Here is a 21,849-nt window from a genome sequence, read left to right as displayed (position 1 = left end):
CAGCTGCAATGGAACGTCAACCTAAAAATTTCTATCCCATATTTTCAGGCGCATTTTGCAGGGCCTATGCCATCCACATGCGTCCTTACTTGCTATTTATTTCCGGAGCGGCGGGCGCTATGGGAATTGCAATGGGTAAAACGACAGCTACCCCTGAATGGAAATGCTGGCTTGCTTTCATTCCTTTTTTCCTCGGATATGGTTTCGGCCAGGCCCTGACAGACTGTTTTCAAACCGACACCGATAAGCTCTCCGCGCCTTACCGCCCTTTGTCGCAGGATATCATTTCCATCAGGTCCGTATTGATGGTGAGTATTTCCGGCCTGCTGGCCTCCGGCCTTGTGATGCTGTGGTTACGCCCGCTGAGTTTTGCACTCAGTCTTGCCGCGGTATTCGGGTTAGCCACCTATTCATTTGTAAAAAAGCGTTTTTGGATCGCCGGCCCGTTTTACAATGCCTGGATCGTGGCGCTGTTGCCTGTGATGGGTTATTTCATCACACAACCCAACAATGAATGGCAATTTCCGGCCGATAATTACGGTTATATTCTCCTTACCTTTTTCAGCTACGCCAACTTCGTATTGATTGGGTATTTAAAAGACATAGAGGCAGACAGGGCAACAAATTATCAAACCTTTCCCGTTGTCCTCGGCTGGAACAAAACGATGCTGACGGGCGACATTTTTGCACTTATCACACTCTTTTTATTCTGGCAACAGATAGAAGCAAATGCATGGTCCCTAGCCTTTGGCCTTGCCGGAAGTATCGTTATTATCACAGGGCAAATTGCAGGCCACCTGGCCAAAGAAAAAAACGAACGCGGAGCATTAGTACCTATCGCGTCAACGGTAAGGGGCTTTATTTTACTGCATACGGCTGTGATACTCAGCTTCCAGCCAGACTGGTATCTGCTTGCGTTGATTAACTACGCATTATTTGAATGGGCGCTTTGGAAGCGGCCTTCGAAATACCAGGTTTAGCACGCTCGTGTGATCGAGCCTTTCAAATTGATAGGGTGGTTTATCATTTTGATAAACCTAAGGATTTAGATCCCCTCCCATCAACCAAAAAAACATTGTAAATCAATCATTTACACATAACAGGAAAAATGGCATGTATTTGGATCGTATAGACTAGTACGTTTTAAAAAACAACTAGTTAAACCATCCGATTATGTTTCTTGTAACATTAGGAATACTGCTGCTGTTGGCGGGGGTATTCATTTCGAATGCAGGCTATTCAATTGCCCGATATGCGCGTACATTAAAAATTGCCGGCATGGCGGTAGCTGTCCTGGGCCTCGTCTCTGCCAGCATCCGGCAGATCGACGCCGGAACGATAGGCGTGCAATCACTTTTCGGGAAGGTAAGTCCGACAGTTTTGGAAAACGGGCTCAATTTTGTCAACCCATTGGCCCAAGTAGCCATTTTCGACACCAAAACACAGAACTATACCATGTCGGCCGTGACCAGTGAAGGCGAAGTGAACGGCGACGACGCCATTAGGGCGCTTTCGGCAGATGGGCTGGAAGTGGTCATTGACCTGACCGTCCTGTACAGGATCATGCCCGGCAAGGCACCCGGCATCTACAAAGGGATTGGAACGGATTACAAAGACAAGGTCGTAAGGCCGGTGACCCGAACCCGCATCCGGGATAATGCCGTCTATTACGACGCCGTAGCGCTTTACTCGAAGCGACGTGATGAATTTCAGAACCGCATTTACCAGTCGATCGACAAGGATTTCAAAAGCCGCGGTCTGATCCTGGAACAACTCCTGATCCGAAATATCACGCTTCCTGAATCGGTCAAAAAGACCATTGAGTCGAAAATCAATGCAGAGCAGGAGGCGCAGAAAATGGAATTTGTATTGCAAAAAGAAAAACAGGAGGCTGAAAGGAAGCGCGTTGAAGCCAAAGGTATAGCCGATTATCAAACCATCATTTCTTTGAGCCTAACAGACAAACAGCTGCAATACGAAAACATCAAAGCGCAGAAAGAACTGGCTGCATCCCCCAATGCGAAAATCGTCATCATTCCCGCAAAAGGGAATATGCCGCTACTGCTGACTGACAAATAAGCTATCCGAAATAAAAAAACCTGGCCGTCCGTGACAACCAGGTGTAAAATCACTGTTAGCCGCTGCTTACCAGAACAGCCCGAAATGCGTTGGTTGCCCGGACATTACAACCGGACAACCAACGCATTCTATCCCCTCACGGTCGGCTCGCTGCGCTTACACCGTAAGTCTTGCCCGGCTTGGAGCCCATGTAAAAACACGAGCTCACCACCCTCCATCAAGTCTTTGTGACGAATGTAGGTATACGGGTAGGGCTTGCCATTAAACTCGATTTTTTGGATATACTTGTTCTGATCGCTGTTATCCTTTGATTTGATGGTGAATGTCTTGCCGTTTTCCAGCCGGAGTGTCGCCGAATCGAACAGCGGAGAGCCGAAGACGTATTTTCCTTCCATCGGGTTTACCGAATACATCCCCAACGCACTGAATGCGTACCAGGCGCTCATCTGCCCCACGTCCTCGTTGCCGCTGAGACCGTTCGGCGTAGGTTTGTAGAACTTCTGCATCACCTCGCGTACCAGGTCGGCCGTTTTCCACGGCTCGCCCAGGTAGTTGTACAGGTAGGTAATATGATGGCTCGGCTCGTTGCCGTGCGCGTATTGCCCGATCAGCCCCGAAATGTCCGGCGCAGCACCTTCCCTTAGCTCCGAGGAAACGGTAAACAGGCTATCCAGGCGCGATTTGAAAGTTTTTTCCCCACCTAGCAGCCCAATCAACCCATGCACATCCTGGGGCACCAGGAAAAGATATTGCCACGCATTACCCTCGGTATAGTCGGAAGTTACCGGCACCGAATAGAACGGATCGAACGGGCGGCGGAACTGGCCGTTTTCGAAACGGCCGTTGAAAAAGGCAGTCTGTTTGTCATAGTACAACTTGTAAAGCTGGCTCCTTTTCGTGAAATAGGCCGCGTCGGCTTTCTTTCCCAATGCGGCGGCCACCTTTGCGATACCGGCGTCGGCGATGGCGTATTCCATAGCCCAGGCTACGGATTCATGCATTTTATCGGCCGGAATATAGCTGAGCTTGTTCAGGTATTGCAGGCCCATCGAGTCGCGTTGCGCGGTATGCTTCATGGCTTCATACACCTGCTCGCGCTGGCCAACGGGGATGAGCCCCTTCCCGAACGCGTCCGCGAGGATAATAATGGCCGGGCTACCTACCATGCAATCTGTTTCGCTGCCCACCAGTGGCCACACGGGCAGCCGGCCCTGCTGCTGGTGAATGGCGAGCATCGATCCGGCAATATCTTTGACCAGGCTCGGCTTCACGATCGACATAAATGGGCCCCAGCCCCGGTAAATGTCCCAGAGCGACATCGTGGTCAGGTTTTTGAATGCGGCATTTTTATAAACCTGCTTGTCGGTGCCGCGGTAGTCGTTGTTGGCGTCGTTGAAGAGTGTGGGTCCGAGGAACATATGGTAAAGGGCGGTGTAAAACAGCTCCTTGTTTGTATCGTTCCGGGTTTCTACCTGGATCGCGCCGAGTGATTTCTCCCATACCTGATCAGCCTTGGTCCGGTAAACTTCAAAATTGGCCGACGGTGCCTCAGCCGCCATATTCGCCAGTGCATTATCCTCACTTACAGGCGACAATGCTACTTTCAGGATCATATTCGGATTGCGTGCGGCGTCGAAAAACAAGGCAGCTTTGGCTTGCTTACCCTCCACCTGCTTACCGTTTTGAAGCGTGCTGTCACTGTAAAATTCGGCTTTCAGAATGGGTTGGGACGTGCGGATGGCAAAGTACAGGCGTTGATCTTTCGACCAGCCGGTGGAAAAGCGGTAACCCGTGAAAGTGGAGTCATTCACCTGTTGGATAAACGTCTTCACGGGACTGTCCCAGTTCATGGCGAAGCCAAGGTCCACCAGAATATGGGCATTCCCGGTCTTATTGTAATGGTATTGGTGAATACCCACCCGCTCGGTGGCAGTCAGTTTCACATCCACGTCATATTTATCCAGATGTACCTGGTAGAATCCCGGATGACATTGCTCAGATTGCTTTGAAAACAGCGATCCATAACCCGTTTCCGGCTTTTCAAATTTCATCGGGCGTAATTGCAAAGGGCCGTTTGCCGGGACGATCATCAGGTCGTTCAGGTCGCCGATGCCCGTCCCGCTCAAATGCGTGTGCGTGAAACCGAGGATTTCCCGGCTGATATAATTGTAGCCCGAGCACCAGTCCCAGCCATGAAACTCATCCCAGCTCCGTCCAATCTGCGTCGGCCCCAGCTGCACAGCCCCGAAAGGCACATTAGCACCCACAAAAACATGCCCATGTTCCTCCGAGCCGATGAACGGGTTCACATATCCGGTTAAAGGTTTGGTTTGCGCGTCAGCGATGTGGCCGACCAAAAGAGTCAGAAAGCCCGCCGCGACGCCATTCTTTACTATTTTCGATATATTCATAAAGTATTTAAAGAAATCACACTCATTTTGAATGATTTTTTAAAAATACTCCAAATCATCGAGTTTGCCAATCTCAAAGCGAGATTGGCATAGGCGGATAAACCAGTCTTTTTAGGGACGTTGGCGGGCTGTTTGCTTTACGGCTAATGGCCGGAGTGGGATCCGTGAGGCGTTTTACCCAGCACGTCAAGCGCAGCCCGAAACCCCTTCGCCAGCTCTTCCACAGCACCTTTTCCGTAGTAATGCAGAAAAATCATCCTGGGATCTTCGTCGAGCATATGGTTGTGTACTGCCACCACTTCTAACCGATGGTCTCGCAATACTTTGATCACATTGTTCACTTCGTGGCCGAGCATGGCAATGTCGCCAGCAATGTGTGCATTGGTTTTGGTACCGGCAAAGCTTGCCCAGGAGTTCAAGCCAATCGCCGCAGTCATTTCAGCACCCATCGACATGACGGTCAGATCCTGGCGACCGACGGTGTACTTGTAGGTCGGACCGTTCACCACTCCGGTATATTTGACAATCGCGTCCAGGGCACTTATGTCAAAAATATCTTTGGCGGTTTGGGCGGGAGGTGCAGTCGGAGCAGGCTGGTTGGCCGGAGCTATTTTAGCATCCCTGATGGCCATTGCAAACTTTTTGGCCAGTTCCTCCGGACTTCCCATTCCATGTAAATGCATGTAAAAAATGCGGGGCTCCTCATAGAAAAAGTGATTGTGCATGGCTCCGACTTCCAGACCCGCGGCCTGTGCTGCTGAAATCAGTGGGTTCACTTCCTCTTGAAGCAATACCGTATCACTCATCAGTACCGCCGACTTGCCGTCTAGGGTCTTTTTAATGGACACCCAGCCGCCGAAACCAAAAGAAATAGGAACACTCTCCGTTTTAATCGCGATTTTCAGGTCATTTCGAGGCAATGCAATCGTATGAACGGCCTGCGCTTCATTATAAGTACCCTTTTTGCCGATTGCGCCTTCAATTGCAGCTATTTCCTCGGCCGACAGCGCCGGTGTCTTTAAAGGTGCGCTGCTTGCCGTGGTGGCATAAAGTCCTGTTAGTCCCGCTGTGGCGGCCATCGACGCTGAGCCGAGCCATGCTCTTCTGGAAATGAGTGGTTGGTTTTCCATTTTTGAAATAATGTGGTTGACAATGCAATACTACACAACGCATTATCGGGAAAATAGAACATAAATAACCCTTTTGCACAAAGTTTACTTTTTGGGGCCAGGATTAGCACCTGGTCTGCCCGGTAATAAATTGGGATCGTTAAGTAACTTAAAGATAACCAGGTTTCTTTGTCATGCAGTAGAAAACCCCGCTCGCCGGCTTCGGTTGACAGAAGCTTCCACGAAATCAACGCCTGTACCCATAGGTGAGGCGCATCAGGCGATTACCTCATATCCTATGAAATCGATATTCCAGCACTTCCTTCCGGCCATGTTCATGTTGTCGGTCATTTTTGTAAAACCGTCCGCAGGGCAGGCGCCCAATCCCGGCTTTGTGCCGAAAACCGGAGATCGGATCATTCTGCTAGGCAATACCTTCGCCGATCGGATGCGGCATTACGGCTATTTTGAAACATTACTTCAAAAGAACTTCCCCGACCGGCAGCTAACCCTGCGTAATATGGGATGGAGTGCCGACGAAGTGGGCTTGCAGCCGCGGCCGCTGAATTTCCCGGGCTTCGGAGAAAAGACGAAACGACTTACCGAGGGCCAGAAAGAAGTGAAGTTCCAGGGCTTCACGCACGAGGGCGAACGGATTGTGATGCCTGTCGCGCTGAATTTTGAAGGTTTGAACCAGGACCTGTACGATCAGCAGGCCGACATTATTTTCTTGTGTTTTGGAATGAATGAGGCCTTCAAAGGCCCTGCGGGTTTGCCTCAGTTTGAAAAAGACCTTGGTATTTTTATCCAAAATCTGCAAAAGAACCACTACAATGGAAGCTCCACCCCTGCCCTCGTGCTCGTGTCTCCGATTGCGCACGAGGCCATGGGGGAGCATTTCCCTAACCCTGCCGAACATAACAGAAACCTGGCCTTGTATACCAAAGCCATGCAGAAAGCCGCATCGGCGAAAGGACTTTACTTTATCGACCTCTATACGCCATCGCTCGCCCTGATGCAGCACAACAGCCGGCCCAAGCTGACCATCAACGGCATTCACCTGACGGACGCGGGTTACAAACAGGCCGCCGAATGGATGGGCCGGTCGCTGGGTTTCGGAAAAATGCCTGACTGGTACACGGAAAACACCAAGAAGCTGCTGGCCGTCATCAAAATGAAAGACGACCATTTCTTTTACCGCTGGCGCGCCGTGAATGGCGAGTACATTTACGGGCGCAGAAGAGAGCCATTCGGTGTGATCGCGTTCCCGCCGGAGCTGCGCAAACTGAACCAGATGACCGCGTCGCTCGATTCCGTGATTTGGGAAATGGGGAAAAGCAATGATGCTGCCGCCTTCGGGAAAGCCGTTGAAATAGTGGACCGTCGCGGAAAGCCCATTGACCCGATGCTGATGACCGACGTACCGATGACGGGCCGCCAGGGCGAAGCCGCCAAAGCAGCGGCGCACGCCAACCACGAGAAAATGTGGCCTGCCACGACCGATAAATTTAAGCTGCCCGAGGGTTACCAGATCAACCTGTTTGCTTCTGAAAAGGATTTCCCGATTGAAAAACCGGTGGCGATGAACTTCGACGCACGCGGGAGGCTCTGGGTGGCTACAATGCCTACTTACCCGCAGTACTTCCCGGGTATTCCGGTACACGATAAAATTGTGATCCTCGAAGACACCGATGCCGACGGTAAGGCCGACAAGCACACCGTGTTTGCCGACGACCTGTATCTTCCGCTGGGCTTCGAATTTGGCGACGGCGGCGTGTATGTGTCGCAGGAACCGGACATCCTGTTGCTAAAAGATACGGACGGGGACGACAAGGCCGATTTACGCGAAGTTGTCCTGACCGGTTTCGGCTCGGAGGACAGCCACCATGCTACGCACGCATTCACATTCGGGCAGGATGGTGCATTGTATTTCAACGAGGGTACATTTCTGAACTCGCAGGTAGAAACGCCTTACGGCCCCATACGCTCCTACGCGGGCGCGACCTACCGTTACGAGCCGCGCACGGCCAAACTCACGCATTACATTTCCTATCCCTATTATAATCCATGGGGCAGTATTTTCGATAAATGGGGCACCCACCTCATCGGCGATGCATCCGACGGCTCCAACTATTTTGCCCCGCCCATGACCGGCAATGTCACCTATCCCGACAAGCATCCGCGCATTGACATGTTCACCGAGACGCGCGTCAGGCCGACCGCCGGCATTGAGATTGTTTCAAGCAGGCAATTTCCCGACGATGTACAAGGCAACTTTTTGGTCAATAACAACATCGGCTTCCAAGGCACGAAGCAGCATAGGATCATCCCGCGCGGCTCGGGCATTGGAAGCAAGGAGGTGGAGGCGATCCTGCAATCGGAAGACCCCAACTTCCGCCCGATCGACATTGAATTCGGACCGGATGGCGGGCTTTACATTGTCGACTGGTATAATCCGCTGATTTCCCACGGCGAAAATCCGCCGCGCGACCCCGCCCGCGACAAATCGCACGGCCGGGTATGGCGTATCACCTATAAAGGCAAACCTGCGCTGAAAGTAATCGACGTGTCGGGCCAGGGCGTGCCGCAATTACTGGAAAACCTCAAAGAATATGAGGACCGGTTCAGGTACCGTTCGCGTGCGCAAATCCGGGCAAAGCAAGCGTCAGAAGTACTGCCGGAATTGAAGAAATGGGTAGCTGCATTGGATAAAAAAGACCCGCAATACGAGCATAACCTCCTCGAAGGACTCTGGCTTTACCAGGATTTCGACGTGGTGCAGCCCGACATATTAAAATCTCTGCTCCACGCAAAAGAACCGCAGGCGCGTGCCGCAGCAACCAAAGTGCTGCTCTACTGGCGCGATCGCATTCCTGGCTCACTGGAACTGATGCGTGCACAACTGAATGATCCGTCAGCCCGCGTTAGGATCGAGGCGATGGTTGCGCTGAGCTATTTCAATTCCGAACAGGCAGTTGCCGCTGCCGCGGACATTTTCCAGTATCCAAGCGACTATTACATGGATTACGCCATGCACGAAACTTTCCGGTTCCTGAAACCGATCTGGCTGGCTGGCATTAAACAGGGCAAGAGTTTTGGAAAAAACCCGAAGCAAGCACATCGGTATTTGCTCACACTCGCCAATACGCAGGAGCTCGCTGCATTACCGCAAACCTCCGAGGTGCTTAGCGCTATGCTGACGCGTCCGGATATTGATGCCTCTAAAAAGGCCGAAGCTGCAAACCGCCTTGCAGAAAATCAGCAAACCGGGAAGGCAAAGGTGCTCCTGAATGGTATTTATGCAGAAGAAAAAACCAGAAAATCATACCAACCGACTATCGCCCAACAGGAACTTATCAAACTCCTGCTATCCTGCAAACCCGCCGAATTGAAGGGTAATGAGCAAGCATTCACACGGCTGATCAACACCGACACCAGCCAGGTCATGCAGGCCACGGGCTTTGCCGCATGGATCCGTGCCAGGCTGCCGGAGCAAGCGTTGCAAGCAGCCATCCAGGAAAAACCAGCCGCGTATCTGACGGGGATTTCGATGCTTCCGGATGCTGATTTGAAGGCTTCCTATTTCGAAAAAGTAAAAGAACTGGCACCGCGCGCCCCGGTGGTGGCCTATCCCCTGCTCATGAAAATGACGCTCGAAAGCGAAGCCAAAACGGAGCCGACAAAAGAACTGGTGGCATCGCTCAAAAATGTACCCGAAACGGTTCAGAATTCGGCGGCATTTGCGGCGGCAATGAGAGCGATGAAGGGGATGGTGAATGCTGTGCCGGAAAACGACCGGAAAGAAGTGCTGGCCATGCTCGAAAACATGGGTACGATCGAAATCAGGCTGGTAGCGGTAGAGGCCAAAATGGCTTTTGATAAAAAAGCACTCACCGTCCCGGCGGGCAGAGCGGTGACGCTGATTTTCGAAAACCCCGACCTTATGCCGCATAATGTAGTCATCGTCAAACCCGGAACTACCGAAAAAGTCGGCGAGGCAGCCGATGCCATGGCAAGTCTGAAAGATGGCTTCGAAAAGCACTTCGTACCTTCCACACCGGACGTTTTGTTCGCAACCCCGCTGGTCAATTCGGGCAAATCCTTCCGATTGGAGTTCAAAGCGCCCGCACAGCCGGGTGAATATCCGTTCATCTGTTCATTCCCCGGGCATTGGCGCGTCATGCAGGGTATACTGACAGTCACAGACGCTAAAATCCCCTGAAATGCACAAATTAACGCCGTATTTCCTCATTGCCGGAATGTTGTTCCCGGGCGCATGCAGCGTCGCGCAACGCTACATGCGCCTGTATCCCGGAGCAATCCCCGACGCCATTGATGTGCCCGATAAGGAAACTTTAACCGCTAACGCGACTGTCGATTCACTCACGTCGCACGTCTCAATCCCTGGTCTGACTGTTTTTTTACCCAAACAAACCCGTCCGAACGGAACGGCGGTCATTATTTGTCCGGGTGGCGGCTACGGCACATTGCTGACCAAGCGAGAAGGAAGCGATGTCGCGCGGGCATTCAATCAACTGGGCATTACGGCATTTGTGCTCAAATACCGGTTACCCGACGCGCAGATCATGAAAAACCCTGCTTTCGGCCCTATCCAGGATGCCCAGCAGGCCATTAAAACCGTGAGAGAACGAGCGAAAGAATTCGGCATTAAACCCGACCGGATCGGCATTATGGGCTTTTCGGCAGGAGGCCACCTCGCCTCCACCGCCGGGACGCACTTCGAAAAACGATACATTGACAAGGACGGCAAAACCAGCCTGCGGCCTGATTTCATGATCCTGATCAACCCCGTGATCAGCTTCAACGACAGTACCGGGCACACCGGCTCGCGCGACAACCTGCTCGGCAAAAATGCCAGCCCGGAAATGATCCGTTTGTTTTCAACCGAACTGCAAGTAAATGCCGCCACACCGCCCGCATTTCTCACGCATTCCGGCGCCGACGTGGTCGTTCCCGTTTCCAACAGTATTTCTTTTTACAATGCCATGCAGCACAACGGCGTGAAAGGCGCCCTGCACATTTATTCCAGAGGAGAGCACGGCTTCCTTACCTATCCGCCGTTCCAGGTCTGGTTCGACGATGTAATCGAATGGATGCGATCGGAATGTTTGATTGGTACGGGGAATTAACCTGCGGGTTAGTGGTGGTGGACTATTCCATTTGGACAGCCCACATTCCGGGCGCGGAAGTAGTCATAAGCTTTTCGAAATCTCTCTTAGCTTGTTCCGCAATGCATCGCCACGGAGGTTCTTTTCAACTACCTTGCCGTCAGGTCCGATCAAAACAGTGGTCGGGTACGCCTGAATGCCGTAGGTTTCTACTAGTCTGTTGGTACTATCTGATAATATTTGTGGCCATTCCAGGTTGTTTTTAGCCAGGAAGCGGGTCAATCGCTCTTTGGAATCCTTCCCCACGATTCCCAGGAACTGGATATGTGCTTTGTCGGTCTCGTAGTAAATTTTCCGAAGTTCGGGAAGGTCTTCTACGCACGGCCCGCACCACGTTCCCCAAAAGTCAATGAAAACATATTTGCCTGTAAAATCGCTCAGTACAAGCGATTTCCCGGTGCGAAAATCCTTCGCTTTGAAAGGTCTGAAAGAATAGCCTTTTTGCAATGAATATTTTTCGGAATCCCCCGACACGGTTTGCAGCAGCAAAGAGCCCGACCCTGGCTTTATCCCCAAATATTTAAATTTCTGACTGTCAAACGCAGAGCCTACCATGATAATCTCTCCTTCCTCAATTCCCTTATTAAAACCCGCATATTTTTCAGGACTCAGCTCACTATCTGTGAAAATCCGCCCATGGTGAAATTCCGGGCCATCGAACATATTACTAAGCCAGATCTGATATTTCCTACCCTTCCATTTTAAAGCAGCCTGCCCATAGAGTGGTATAGTGTACCAGTAATCATGAGGGAATTCATAATCGACAGCCCGCTTAACAATTATTGGCACGTTATCTCTGACAATGCTTCCATTTATAACATGCTCATATTGCACCATCCAGGACTTGTCGTAGGATCTGAGAGAATCGGCATTCAATCCGTTGTCTCTGCCGGCGATCTCTGCTGGCGTAAATCTTATCTCATCGCTGAAATCCAGATTATTATTTGTGTCGATCATCACTACCACAGCGCCTGCCTTGTCGGTCCCGCGAATTACATACACGAAACTTTTTATGGGCTTTTTCGATAGCCAAAGTTCATCCGGCACCCATTCCCAGGACTTTTGTAACTGTTCATACATTTCCCGACTGATCTTACCCTCATGGAAATTCTGATAAACAAACTGGCGCGCATTAAGCCATACCATGCTTTTAGTTACATTTTTCAGATCTTTTGGTATGCCTTTGACCGGTCGGTAAGTCGGCACCCAGGCAGCTGCCTCCGGATCAACTGCTGTGTGCTCCGGTGAAAGCGATCCGTAACTGGCAGCGAATGGGCCGAAACCCTCCTTGAATTCAACAGGTATCTCGAAGATTTCTTCCGTCTGCTGCGTTCGTTCCCCGCAGGAAATAAGCAAGGTAACAAAGGCCAGCATTTTGAATGCACTCGTTTGCATATCGGTACAGTTTACAACTTCGTAAAACCAGTCGTTCCAGCACCGCCGGTTTTCCCGATTCAGTTTTTTTCACACCCTACCGCCAAAGCGAATACACAATTTTATTGGAATAGCATGTGATTAGAGTTATCAATCCAAACATACAAAACATCATGCATTAACCATCGAGTATCAGATTTGTGATCATAAATCCCACCGGATTGGCGCCACTTCATTTCGTTTGGTTAATAAGAAGAAAAGAGGATTGTTTGGTATTTAAATTCCTGTTTATATATTTAGTAGCGGTTAATATATTGACCGTCCCCTACGTAAATCCTTACTCATGAAATTGTTTTGGACTTTCAGCCTTATGCTGTTTGCAGCCTCAGTGTGTTATGCACAAAAGTGCCCAAATTTGCCGCGCGGAAGCGTCGCAATAGCCGGCGATCTGGGTTATAAACCCCGCGGCAAGTACTGTGAAGGATTAATTACCGAAAGCAAAGTAAATGGAGCCGTATTTGATATTGCCTCTTTTACCAGCGGGCCGGTTAATTTTTTTGATGCGGAAGACGAAGTAATATCGCTGGGAGTATCTCCCGAAAAGGCGACGGAGGTAGATATTATCGGCGTTTCCTATAATCTTTCTGATGAATATCGCCTGGACGTTAGCACGACATCCGGAAGTGTTATTCAAATAACAGCGAGAAACGTCATCGCCAAAAGACATATCAAGAAGGAAAATCTCGGATTTCATGCTTACTACGCTTCCGGCGGAGAGCAGTATCTCATTCCTGTCACGGTGTCTTCACTTCGGATTAATACGAGGCCTGCCGATCGAAATTATAAGTTGCGTTTGGCCGGTAATGTTTCAATAAAGGCGGCGACTTACAAGCTCCTGAGGGTCAAAAATGGCGAAAGCGGTGGAAACGAAGCGAATGCGTCTTACGCAGGTCGAGCCCGGGTGTTAGGCCCCCGCCTCATCGAAATAGACATCAACAGGTCAATCGGGAAAGGGCTGTTTAAACTGGAAGTGACGGTCGAGTCTTTTGATGGCTATAAGTCAGACCTGCCAGCCAGGATGATCGAGCTGCCGGGATGAACCATCCCTTTAAAAAATTTCCGCCGGCGATCAGGGACGTTGTTCGCGGCGGATTCGGTTTTGCAACCGCCTATCGTCGTATATGCCTGTATCGGCGTGTCAATAGGCGCTACAACCAAATGCTTGAACAGACTGCCCGTAACCTTCCGCGGGTTGAAACCAACATGACCCGGCTAAATGCGCTCCGGGACTTGAAGGACCACTTTCTCGAGCATGTATATTGGTTTGCGCGACTGGTTATCATACTGTGTGTAGCCGGGCTCTCGATATGGCTTATGCAAGGTGCGCCAAGCATCGCGGTGACAGGAACGATACATACCACCGCGCTCTCATTTGTGAATGCGGATGAAGAGTTGTTGAAAAGCGATAGGTCGGAAAATACAGGTGTTTCCTGGGGTGGCGCGGCGATATTCGAGAACGTAAGACCCGAACAGCGGCAAAAAAACGGGAATTTTCTGCTTACCTCCGAAAAAGACTCAATGCTGAAATTCGAGTCGATGTACCTGCCCGAAAACAGCCTGATAGACATTTATCAGCAGCGCACAGATAATGTAGGGCTGGAAATAAGGCAATCACGTCCCGATTTGACTTCCGGGATGAAAGTGGGGTCAACCGGGCGCGGAATACTGCGCGAGTTCTCGTCCGCCGACAGTACCGTCGTCAATTTAAGGGAGGAACCTTTGAACTTTGTCAATCAGTCCAACACGGCACCCATCAAAATTGACCTGCACAAAGTTGACAAATTCCGGATCAGCAATTTAAAAGTTACCCGGCTGGCATTCGAATCCAAATCCCCTATTAACAGAGAGGCGCATACCGCGGTTACGGGAGGTTTGGTAAGGCTGGTGGAGATTAAGGAGGACTCCGTGCCCGTAAGAGCCGGAGATATGGTGACCCTTGGGCCGACGGATACCTTGCGAATCGATATTAAGTCCGATCCTGAAGGCTTCGAAATTAAGTTTCATGGAAAAGTCTCTACCCTTAAAGTGGGCATTGAGGAAAGTGGTGCTACCAATGACAAAAGGCCGTCGCGTTTCCGTGTTCTGCTTGATACCAACTCATGGATACTCACTATTCTCTGGGGCGCATTGACGTTTGTAATACCCTATTTAGTCCGCTCAAAACGACAATTATGAAATTGGTTATCTCCGTCGCCGTCTTTTTATATCTGGGATTAACTTACTCCTTTGCCCAGACAATCAGCGCATCTGCGCGCGAATTGCTCAGCGACAATGTGGTTGAGATCCGGGCTACCAATGTCGATCGTACATTCAATGAAATAGGCAGCGGGTTCGTGGCAGGTCGCAGCGGCGATACCATTTATATCATCACCGCTGCACATGTGGTTGAAAAAACCAGTGAAGTAAAGGTTCGTTTTTCTCAGAACCGATACGATGGCGAGGCTGATGTGTTAAAACAAAGCATGTTTTTAGATGTCGCGGTGTTACGCATCGTTTGCCCGGGCCGTTCTTGGAGGCCCTTTCGCTATGTTCGGGAGCCCAAAGGCGGAAAAGCGGTCTATATTTTGTCCGTCAGGAGCGAGCGGAGCGTGGTCGACCGCGGGGGAGCCGCAATACTAACCAGCGTGGACAAGGAGCAGCTGCTGTCGAACGTCGGCGCCCAGCATGGCGACTCGGGTACACCCCTGTTTTCCGGGGATGCACTGGTAGGGATGGTTTTCAAAAGCCCAGGCCTGGCACGCCCGGCCATGATGCTGAAAAGTATGCTTGAAAGCTGGGGGATTCCATGGGGCTTACCGGAGGCGTCGCCCGATTTACCACCACCCATACCGCCGACACGGACAACAAAGGACCCGATCATTCCGATCCGCTCGATCCGGGATTCCAAAACGCAGGAACTGATCACACCGCTGTATGACAACGACGGCTCGTCCGAAAAGAAAATCGTGGATGGCGGTGCTTACTCGTACATCATTTCTTTCGGAGAGAAACGTATGATCGATCAGGTTCGCTTGTATTATCCTGCGCACATTGATGGCGATTTACCTTCGTTTGCTACCCTGTTTTTTCCAAGTATCAACAAACGGATCAAATTAAAGGCCTACAAAGCGCCGGTTATAGAAAGTAATATCAACGGTCATTGGATTATCTTCAATCTCCGCCAGGTCTTCTTTGAAGAAAAAGTACACTTCGAATTTGCGCTTGCCAAATATTCGGATGGAACCGTCTTTCCATTCACTTTTTATGAAATACAATTCCGTGGCCCTAACAATAATTGAACCTATGAAACAATTTCTACCCTGCCTCATTTTCGTACTTATTTCAACGTGCTCACCGGCCCAATCCGTCAAGCATGAAGTTTATTTGCCCAACATCGTATACCTGGAAGGCCAAATCTACGGGTTGATCGTTGGACAGGAAGGGAATACCTATTATTTCATCACGGCGGATCAATCAAAACCCGAGGAGCTGCCTAATAATTTGAATACCTATTTCTATAAAAACAATACGATCTACCTCGCCATGCAGGTTCGTACTTTCAATTTCAAAGGATCAAGGCTGTATTTGTATGCCGTGAAAGCGAATACAGCCGTTGATTGGCGTAAGGCTTATTACCAGTCCTATTCCAAAGCGTCGGCACCGTTTTATTCTTATATCGGGGATTCCAAACAAAACTCGACATGGTATCCCAACAGCCGTGAATTCACCAGAAATCAATTGCTGAGCAAAGCGGAAATACAACTCGCAACGGTCAGGGGAAACGTTTATGCACAGGGAATGCCGGTTATTGATAATTTCAATTCAATCGTCGGAATCATATCAACCTCAATGGCGGGAGAGGAGTTTACGCCGCTAACCACCATGATTGATATCAGCCAGATTGCCGATGAGCTGATATCCGCCTCGGACTGCAAATACTTTCAACTGGTGGAATTTGGTCAGCCGGCCAACCGATGTGACACCGAACGGCAGGTTGCTCAAAAAGACAAACAACTGAAAGAAAGGATCCAACGCGATAATAGAATGCGGGGAATAGCGATCGCTCCCGTGGTGTCGGTAGGTCTTTCGGCCTCGTATGAAGACAATGCCGGAAACTCAACATCGGGGGCAAAAGGCTATGCGTTGGGCGTAAACCTGATCACCAATCCAGACGCAGGCCGGGTGCGGTTCGCCATTAAACCCAGGACTCTCTTCACCGAAATCAAACCGGGGGAAAACGTAACTTCGTCTTCCCCCATCGGCTTTCAGGCAAAGAAATTCAGCTGGTACAATGTCGATGTCCCGATATTCGCCGAATTTGTTTTTAGCCGGATGGTGCATTCAACCGGGTATTTCGGCTTAGGTTACACCCTCGGCTATCAAACAGACATCGACTACGAATTCAGTTACAGCGGATACAGGGGCAATCTGGTCAACAAGGCCGTTGGCACGGCCGGTTTTGTTCAAAAACCAACCGCAGAGATTGGCATTGAAGGAGGGCGTTTGAGACTTGACCTGTTCTTTTGGTATCAGCTCAGCGACTGGAATAAATCGCAGATATACCGGATCGCCAAGACGGATGTGAACCCTTTCGAGGGCATGCAGCGACACATATGGACGATTGGCCTCGAACTATCGTTCAGGATCAACGGTAAATGGGGCATGAAGTCGGTACCGGAATAACACTCTACCCAAGCAGCAGCACTCTGCGAGGTTCTATTTGATGCTAACAGCAAACAGAATATGTACCAGCAACCAGCAGTTTACGATCGCTACCGTCGTCCAAACGCTGTATTTCCAGGGACGAGGCCGAAGTGCGGAAGAAATTCCGATTGTCAACGTAAGAGCGATGCCAAACGATAGCAGATGGTGCGTGAACTGGATGTCATTTGTATGCAGGGCCTTTCGTATCAGCAACCGGCCTAGCGAATCAAGAGTGAAAAAGTTCAGCATATAAAGCCAAAATCTCCATTTCTGTTCTTTTTGTTGCGTTTGCTCCATATGCTGTTTAGTGTCTGAAATACTGCCAAACCCATAATACCCCGGTCAAAAAGGCCAGGCTGCCGGCGATCAGCTTATTTTTCGCGGGCCTGGGAACATCACGAAGTGGCCGCCCCTCGCTGTAAGCCGTCCAGGCCTGGCTAAAATAGGGCCATAAATGTGTCAATACCAGAAAAGCGTAAACCACGGCGAGCAAGCCGTACAATGTTTTATCACTCCACATAGGCTCTCGTTTTGGTAATTCTCAAAGCGTTTGTCCCAATTTAAACATTCTGCTTCATTTGTCCCGCGGATTGCTGCCACTTTTCGACCGCTTCTGTCATACCATTGTCACTTTGCGCCTGTTGATTTGCAGGGACATGCTGGTAAAAGCAGCTACTTGTTGGCCCTCTCCATATCGAGCAGCCATTGTTTACGCCAGATGCCGCCGCCGTAACCGGTGAGGCTGCCGTCTGCGCCTATCACCCTGTGACAGGGTACGAGAATGGATATTTTGTTCATGCCATTGGCATTGGCGACCGCCCGTATGGCCGTAGGGCTGGTGATCATCTCGGCTTGCTGCTGATAGCTCCGGGTTTCGCCGTACGGTACAGCCTGCAATGCCTGCCAGACCTTGTTCTGAAAGTCCGAACCCACCGTGTGAACCGGAACAGAAAACGTCTTCCTTGCCCCTGCGAAATACTCCCCGAGCTCCTTTTCCAGTAATGCAAAGTGCTCATTTCGTCCCTGAACGATAATCGCATTCAGGGATTTTGAAAGCAGCCTGAACTCTGTTTCCAGCATTTTCCGGTCTGTGAATTCCAGCAGGCACAAACCTTGCTTCGTTGCACAGGCAAACATGGTGCCCAATGGCGTTTCCAGCCTCGTCAGGTCTATCACCTGCCGGGATTTTCCTTTCGCCGGTGAAAACCCGAAAATATTCTTAAACGAATCGCCGAAACCGCTGAGTGAGTCAAAACCGGCATCAAATGCCGCGGTAGTGACCGACTGCCCCTGCTGAATGTGTTTGAAAGCGGAATTGATCCGGTACATTCGCTGGTAGGCATGGAAGGTCATCTGATGGTTTTTCAGAAACCAACGCCGCACCCAATTCGGTTCAAGCCCGCGGTCAAGCAGGTCCGCATCCCTGAATTTCAAGGCCGGATCACTGGTCAGTTCATCCAGAAGCGAGCGAATCTCTGCCGGTGTCTGATGCGAATGTTCCAACGGTTTGCAAACCTTGCACGGTCGGTACCCTCTTTGAAATGCCTCTTTGGTGGAGAAGACAAATTCGACATTCTCCATTCTCGGTTTGCGGGCGGTACAGGTCGGGCGGCAGAAAATACCCGTGGTTTTTACAGCGGTGAAGAAAACACCTTCAAATTGGCTATCCTTTTCTATAATAGCCTGATACATCCTTTCCTTTGAAAGATTCATAGAGCCGTTTGTTGAATTGATAGCCAAAATTAGGACGGCTACAACAGGCCGGCAACCGGAAAATTGACAAGTATTTTTGGAATAGACGGCTATCTCCCGGCCATTACAGGAACAATAACCTCATTCCCTTTTACGCTAAAAGTATAAACCCCGGCTTTGTCGTCCCATTGCCTCACTACGGGCACTATCCGCGTCCTGCGGGGGCCTACTTTGTCTGCGGAATTATGAATGTGGTATACATAGTACAACTGCTTGTCCAGCCCCTCAAACAGATCGCCATGCCCCGACCCGTTCTCGCCAACGATCGAGCGATGAACGATGGGGTTATTCTTGCTTTTCACCCAGGGTCCGTAGGGCGAATCGGCCACGGCATAACCGATGGCATAGTCGATGTTTTCGAAATGGTTAGCCGAATAAAACAGGTAGTACTTGTTCTTCAACTTGATCACCGTGGGACCCTCCATTATGGGTACTGATTTATAATTGGGCGTTGCCTCCCAGGGCTCCGTCTGGCCAAAACACTGTTTCAGCGTCTCAGGCTTTATCTTTCCGGTTTTCAGGTCAAACTCGGCTGCATACAGGTAATTACCTTTGTCAAACCGCACACAATAGAGGTAATGTTTGCCATCGGTATCCTTAAAAATGTAGGAGTCGATATTTTTCTCCGACACGTCAATGGGCCCGACTTCCTTCTGCCGATAGGGCCCGAAAAGCGATTTTGACTCAGCCAAAACGGTTTGTTCATCGGCCGTGTAGGTCATGTAGTAGATCCCCTTCTCCTTGAATATCTGTGGTGCCCAGAAGCCCTTGGTACCAAAAGTATGGTCGCCCCTGGTGAGGATCGTACCGAGCGAATCTTTGGATTCGGCAGGTACTGACCATGTTTTCAGGTCTTTGGATTCTAAAAGGGCAAATCCCTGCGGTCCGTTTCCGCCACCTTTTGACCCGGTGAGGTAATACCTGCCATTTTCAACGACGATGGTCACGTCGGCAAAGAAAATCTCTTGTTTTGGCTGTGCGGAGGCCAGCGCGGCCATGAATAAAAGGATCAGATAGGTTAGGATAAATTTCATCTTGGGGAGCCGGAACTGCTTTTGAATGGATAAATCCGTTAAAGATAGCATCCGTTTGGACTAATCATTTACATACCGGGCATTTCCCGGTCGTGCGACAATACCGACAAACTGAATGCAGAACCGGGATATTGAACGGGTCAAGTGCTTTTAGGTATATCAACGGATTCAAGAGGCCATTTAAAACACCATGATCACCAAGCTTTCACCCTTATTGCTTGCCGCCGCGTTGTGCCTGACGCCCACCGGTTCCATCGCACGCACCGCTGTTATCCGCACGGATACCCTGGCGTGCGCGTGCGCCAAGCTGGCTAAACTGGCGATCCCGCAGGCGACCATCACCGCGGCCGAATGCATTCCCGCCGGCCAATTCACGCCGCCCGGCGGCGTCCAGCCCATCACGGGCCTGCCGGCATTCTGTCGTGTGGCAGTTGTATTGAAACCATCTCCCGACTCGCACATCCGCGTTGAGCTGTGGCTACCGGAAACGGGCTGGAACGAGCGGTTCCTGGGCACCGGCACGGGCGGCGGCGCAGGGTACATTAACTATGGCTCGCTTTCAATGGGCCTGCGGAAGGGCTTTGCTACGGCCAACACCGACATGGGTACTTCTCCCGACGCCAACCGGCTCGCCGGCCATCCGGAGAAATGGACCGATTTCGGGCACCGCGCCACGCACGAAATGACCGTTGCCGGCAAGGCTATTACCGAGGCTTACTATCGCAAAGCTGCCCGGATGGCCTATTTTTCAGGGTGCTCAACCGGCGGTCAGCAGGCATTAATGGAGTCACAGCGCTACCCGCAGGATTACGACGGCATACTTGCCGGTGCACCGGCCAACAACCGCACGCATTTGCATACGGGATTCATATGGAACCTGCGCGCCACCAACGACATCCCCGGCAGCCAACTGCCTAAGCCCAAGATCGATCTGGTTACCCGTGCCGTGGTGAGCGCCTGTGCGGGCAAGGACGGCGGTGCGCCCGGCGACCTGTTCCTGACCAATCCGGCTGCCTGCAAATTTGACCCGGCTACTATCCCCGTCTGCCCTGATGGCACCGACGACAGTACCTGCCTCACGAGGCCGCAACTGGCAGCGCTGCAAAAGATCTACCAGGGCCCGACAAACCCGCGGACGGGCGAAAGGATCTACACTCCCATTCCGTTCGGAAGCGAAAACGTAGCTGCCGGCATCGAGCTGCAACAAAATCCGGACCTGTCGCCGAAAGCGTTTTTTTACCAATACAAATGGGCATTCGGTGATAGTTTCGACTATAAAACCTTCGATTTCGATCGCGACCAGGCCAAACTGGACTCCTTGCTGGGCAGCACACTGAATGCCAACGACACGGATCTTGCCGCATTCAAAAATCGCGGCGCCAAACTTTTGATGTATTCCGGCAACGCCGACCCACTGGTACCCTACCAGGACGCGCAGAGTTACTATGAGCGCGTCGTAGGTGTGCAGGGCGGGCTCCCGCAAACTCAGGACTTTTTCCGCTTCTTTCTAATTCCCGGAATGGGCCATTGCGCAGGCGGCCCCGGCCTCAACGACGGCGGCGACATGCTCGGCGCGCTGATCGAATGGAGAGAAAACGGCGTTGCTCCGCAAAAACTGATCGGTACGGCTTATGAGCAGGGAAACCCCGCGAAGGCCGTAAAATTCAGGAGGCCGGTGTTCCCCTATCCTCTGCTGCCCGGATACAAGGGCGGCGATGCGGCGTTCCCAGAGCGCTTTGAGGCGGTTCCGGTAATAAGATAGCCCGCCTATACAGCTGCCCGGACCGGTAGCATTCCCAATTCATCGATGGCTTTGAAAATAGGGATAAATTCCAGGCCCAGGTCGGTGAGGCTGTATTGTACATTCAAAGGTTTTTCCGCGATAACATTTCTTTCAAGAATCCCGCTGGCCTCCATTTCCCGGAGCGCCGTCGTAAGCGCCTGCTTAGAGGCTTCCGGTAAGAGTTTCATGATCTGCCCGAACCTAACAGGCCCCTGTGTGGCGTAGCGAAAGATACAAGGCTTCCATTTCCCCGTCAGCATCCTGATCAGAAACTCTTTCGGGCAATTCAAAAGTTCTTCGTGTTTTTCGGTAGTCATACTTTTTTGACTAATTGTAGGGATGGGACAATGAATCGTTCTTTGCACAAAACTAATA

16 protein-coding genes are annotated in these 21,849 nt (G+C 50.9%); 9 read left to right on the top strand and 7 right to left on the bottom strand.

Going from position 1 to position 21,849, the window contains the following annotated elements; translation table 11 throughout:
• Positions 1–8 precede the first annotated feature (8 nt).
• Both J2Y43_RS20300 and J2Y43_RS20295 read left to right on the top strand, forming a co-directional pair.
• Positions 9–980 carry a UbiA family prenyltransferase gene (locus tag J2Y43_RS20300; RefSeq protein ID WP_309986417.1) on the top strand — a complete coding sequence of 324 codons (972 nt, stop codon included), beginning with the start codon at positions 9–11 and terminating at the stop codon, positions 978–980.
• Between the two features lie 193 nt (positions 981–1,173).
• Positions 1,174–2,079, top strand: a complete 906-nt coding sequence (locus tag J2Y43_RS20295; protein ID WP_309986414.1) for a prohibitin family protein — start codon at positions 1,174–1,176, stop codon at positions 2,077–2,079.
• Positions 2,080–2,207: 128 nt separating this feature from the next.
• Here J2Y43_RS20295 and J2Y43_RS20290 read toward each other — a convergent pair whose 3' ends face one another.
• Together J2Y43_RS20290 and J2Y43_RS20285 are read right to left on the bottom strand one after the other, a co-directional pair.
• Positions 2,208–4,490 carry a GH92 family glycosyl hydrolase gene (locus J2Y43_RS20290; protein ID WP_309986412.1) on the bottom strand — a complete coding sequence of 761 codons (2,283 nt, stop codon included), beginning with the start codon at positions 4,488–4,490 and terminating at the stop codon, positions 2,208–2,210.
• Between the two features lie 143 nt (positions 4,491–4,633).
• Positions 4,634–5,620: a DUF1259 domain-containing protein gene (locus J2Y43_RS20285; protein ID WP_309986409.1), complete on the bottom strand. Its 987-nt coding sequence runs from the start codon at positions 5,618–5,620 to the stop codon at positions 4,634–4,636.
• A 277-nt stretch (positions 5,621–5,897) separates the two neighbouring features.
• On the opposite strand from J2Y43_RS20285, the gene J2Y43_RS20280 reads away from it, so the two are divergent.
• Positions 5,898–9,821 carry a PVC-type heme-binding CxxCH protein gene (locus J2Y43_RS20280; protein WP_309986406.1) on the top strand — a complete coding sequence of 1,308 codons (3,924 nt, stop codon included), beginning with the start codon at positions 5,898–5,900 and terminating at the stop codon, positions 9,819–9,821.
• Between the two features lies 1 nt (position 9,822).
• Positions 9,823–10,749, top strand: a complete 927-nt coding sequence (locus J2Y43_RS20275; RefSeq protein WP_309986404.1) for an alpha/beta hydrolase — start codon at positions 9,823–9,825, stop codon at positions 10,747–10,749.
• 63 nt (positions 10,750–10,812) lie between these two features.
• Here the strand turns inward: J2Y43_RS20275 and J2Y43_RS20270 are convergent, their stop codons facing one another.
• The gene (locus J2Y43_RS20270) at positions 10,813–12,183 is read right to left on the bottom strand and encodes a TlpA disulfide reductase family protein (RefSeq protein ID WP_309986400.1); all 1,371 of its coding nucleotides are present in this window, start codon (positions 12,181–12,183) and stop codon (positions 10,813–10,815) included.
• 322 nt (positions 12,184–12,505) lie between these two features.
• Here J2Y43_RS20270 and J2Y43_RS20265 point away from each other — a divergent pair, with 322 nt between their 5' ends.
• The 4 genes from J2Y43_RS20265 to J2Y43_RS20250 all read left to right on the top strand — a co-directional run bounded on the left by J2Y43_RS20265 (position 12,506) and on the right by J2Y43_RS20250 (position 16,884).
• Positions 12,506–13,261, top strand: a complete 756-nt coding sequence (locus J2Y43_RS20265) for a hypothetical protein (RefSeq protein ID WP_309986396.1) — start codon at positions 12,506–12,508, stop codon at positions 13,259–13,261.
• Between the two features lie 119 nt (positions 13,262–13,380).
• Positions 13,381–14,397, top strand: coding sequence for a hypothetical protein (locus tag J2Y43_RS20260; protein ID WP_309986392.1), 1,017 nt, complete (start codon positions 13,381–13,383; stop codon positions 14,395–14,397).
• On the top strand, positions 14,394–15,500 hold the full coding sequence (locus J2Y43_RS20255) for a serine protease (RefSeq protein WP_309986390.1): 1,107 nt from the start codon (positions 14,394–14,396) through the stop codon (positions 15,498–15,500). The genes J2Y43_RS20260 and J2Y43_RS20255 overlap by 4 nt, the downstream gene beginning before the upstream one ends.
• A 4-nt stretch (positions 15,501–15,504) precedes the next feature.
• A complete protein-coding gene (locus J2Y43_RS20250) occupies positions 15,505–16,884 on the top strand; it encodes a hypothetical protein (RefSeq protein WP_309986386.1) in 1,380 nt (459 codons plus the stop codon).
• Between the two features lie 325 nt (positions 16,885–17,209).
• On the opposite strand, the gene J2Y43_RS20245 is transcribed toward J2Y43_RS20250, so the two are convergent.
• The 3 genes from J2Y43_RS20245 to J2Y43_RS20235 all read right to left on the bottom strand — a co-directional run bounded on the left by J2Y43_RS20245 (position 17,210) and on the right by J2Y43_RS20235 (position 19,691).
• The gene (locus tag J2Y43_RS20245; RefSeq protein ID WP_309986384.1) at positions 17,210–17,425 is read right to left on the bottom strand and encodes a hypothetical protein; all 216 of its coding nucleotides are present in this window, start codon (positions 17,423–17,425) and stop codon (positions 17,210–17,212) included.
• A gap of 152 nt (positions 17,426–17,577) precedes the next feature.
• Positions 17,578–18,618 (bottom strand): methylated-DNA--[protein]-cysteine S-methyltransferase, encoded by a 1,041-nt coding sequence (locus tag J2Y43_RS20240; RefSeq protein ID WP_309986381.1) that lies wholly within the window; start codon positions 18,616–18,618, stop codon positions 17,578–17,580.
• A gap of 89 nt (positions 18,619–18,707) precedes the next feature.
• On the bottom strand, positions 18,708–19,691 hold the full coding sequence (locus J2Y43_RS20235; RefSeq protein WP_309986378.1) for a glycoside hydrolase family 43 protein: 984 nt from the start codon (positions 19,689–19,691) through the stop codon (positions 18,708–18,710).
• Positions 19,692–19,881: 190 nt separating this feature from the next.
• On the opposite strand from J2Y43_RS20235, the gene J2Y43_RS20230 reads away from it, so the two are divergent.
• The gene (locus tag J2Y43_RS20230; protein ID WP_309986375.1) at positions 19,882–21,453 is read left to right on the top strand and encodes a tannase/feruloyl esterase family alpha/beta hydrolase; all 1,572 of its coding nucleotides are present in this window, start codon (positions 19,882–19,884) and stop codon (positions 21,451–21,453) included.
• Positions 21,454–21,458: 5 nt separating this feature from the next.
• On the opposite strand, the gene J2Y43_RS20225 is transcribed toward J2Y43_RS20230, so the two are convergent.
• Entirely contained in the window at positions 21,459–21,791 is a 333-nt protein-coding gene (locus J2Y43_RS20225; RefSeq protein ID WP_309986372.1) for a helix-turn-helix domain-containing protein, read from the bottom strand.
• Between the last annotated feature and the right edge of the window lie 58 nt (positions 21,792–21,849).

Source organism: Dyadobacter sp. BE31 (genome assembly GCF_031457695.1).
Taxonomy (GTDB): Bacteria; Bacteroidota; Bacteroidia; order Cytophagales; family Spirosomataceae; genus Dyadobacter.
The sequence above is the reverse complement of the archived record's forward strand: the minus strand, read 5'-3'. Positions and strand labels throughout refer to the sequence as shown.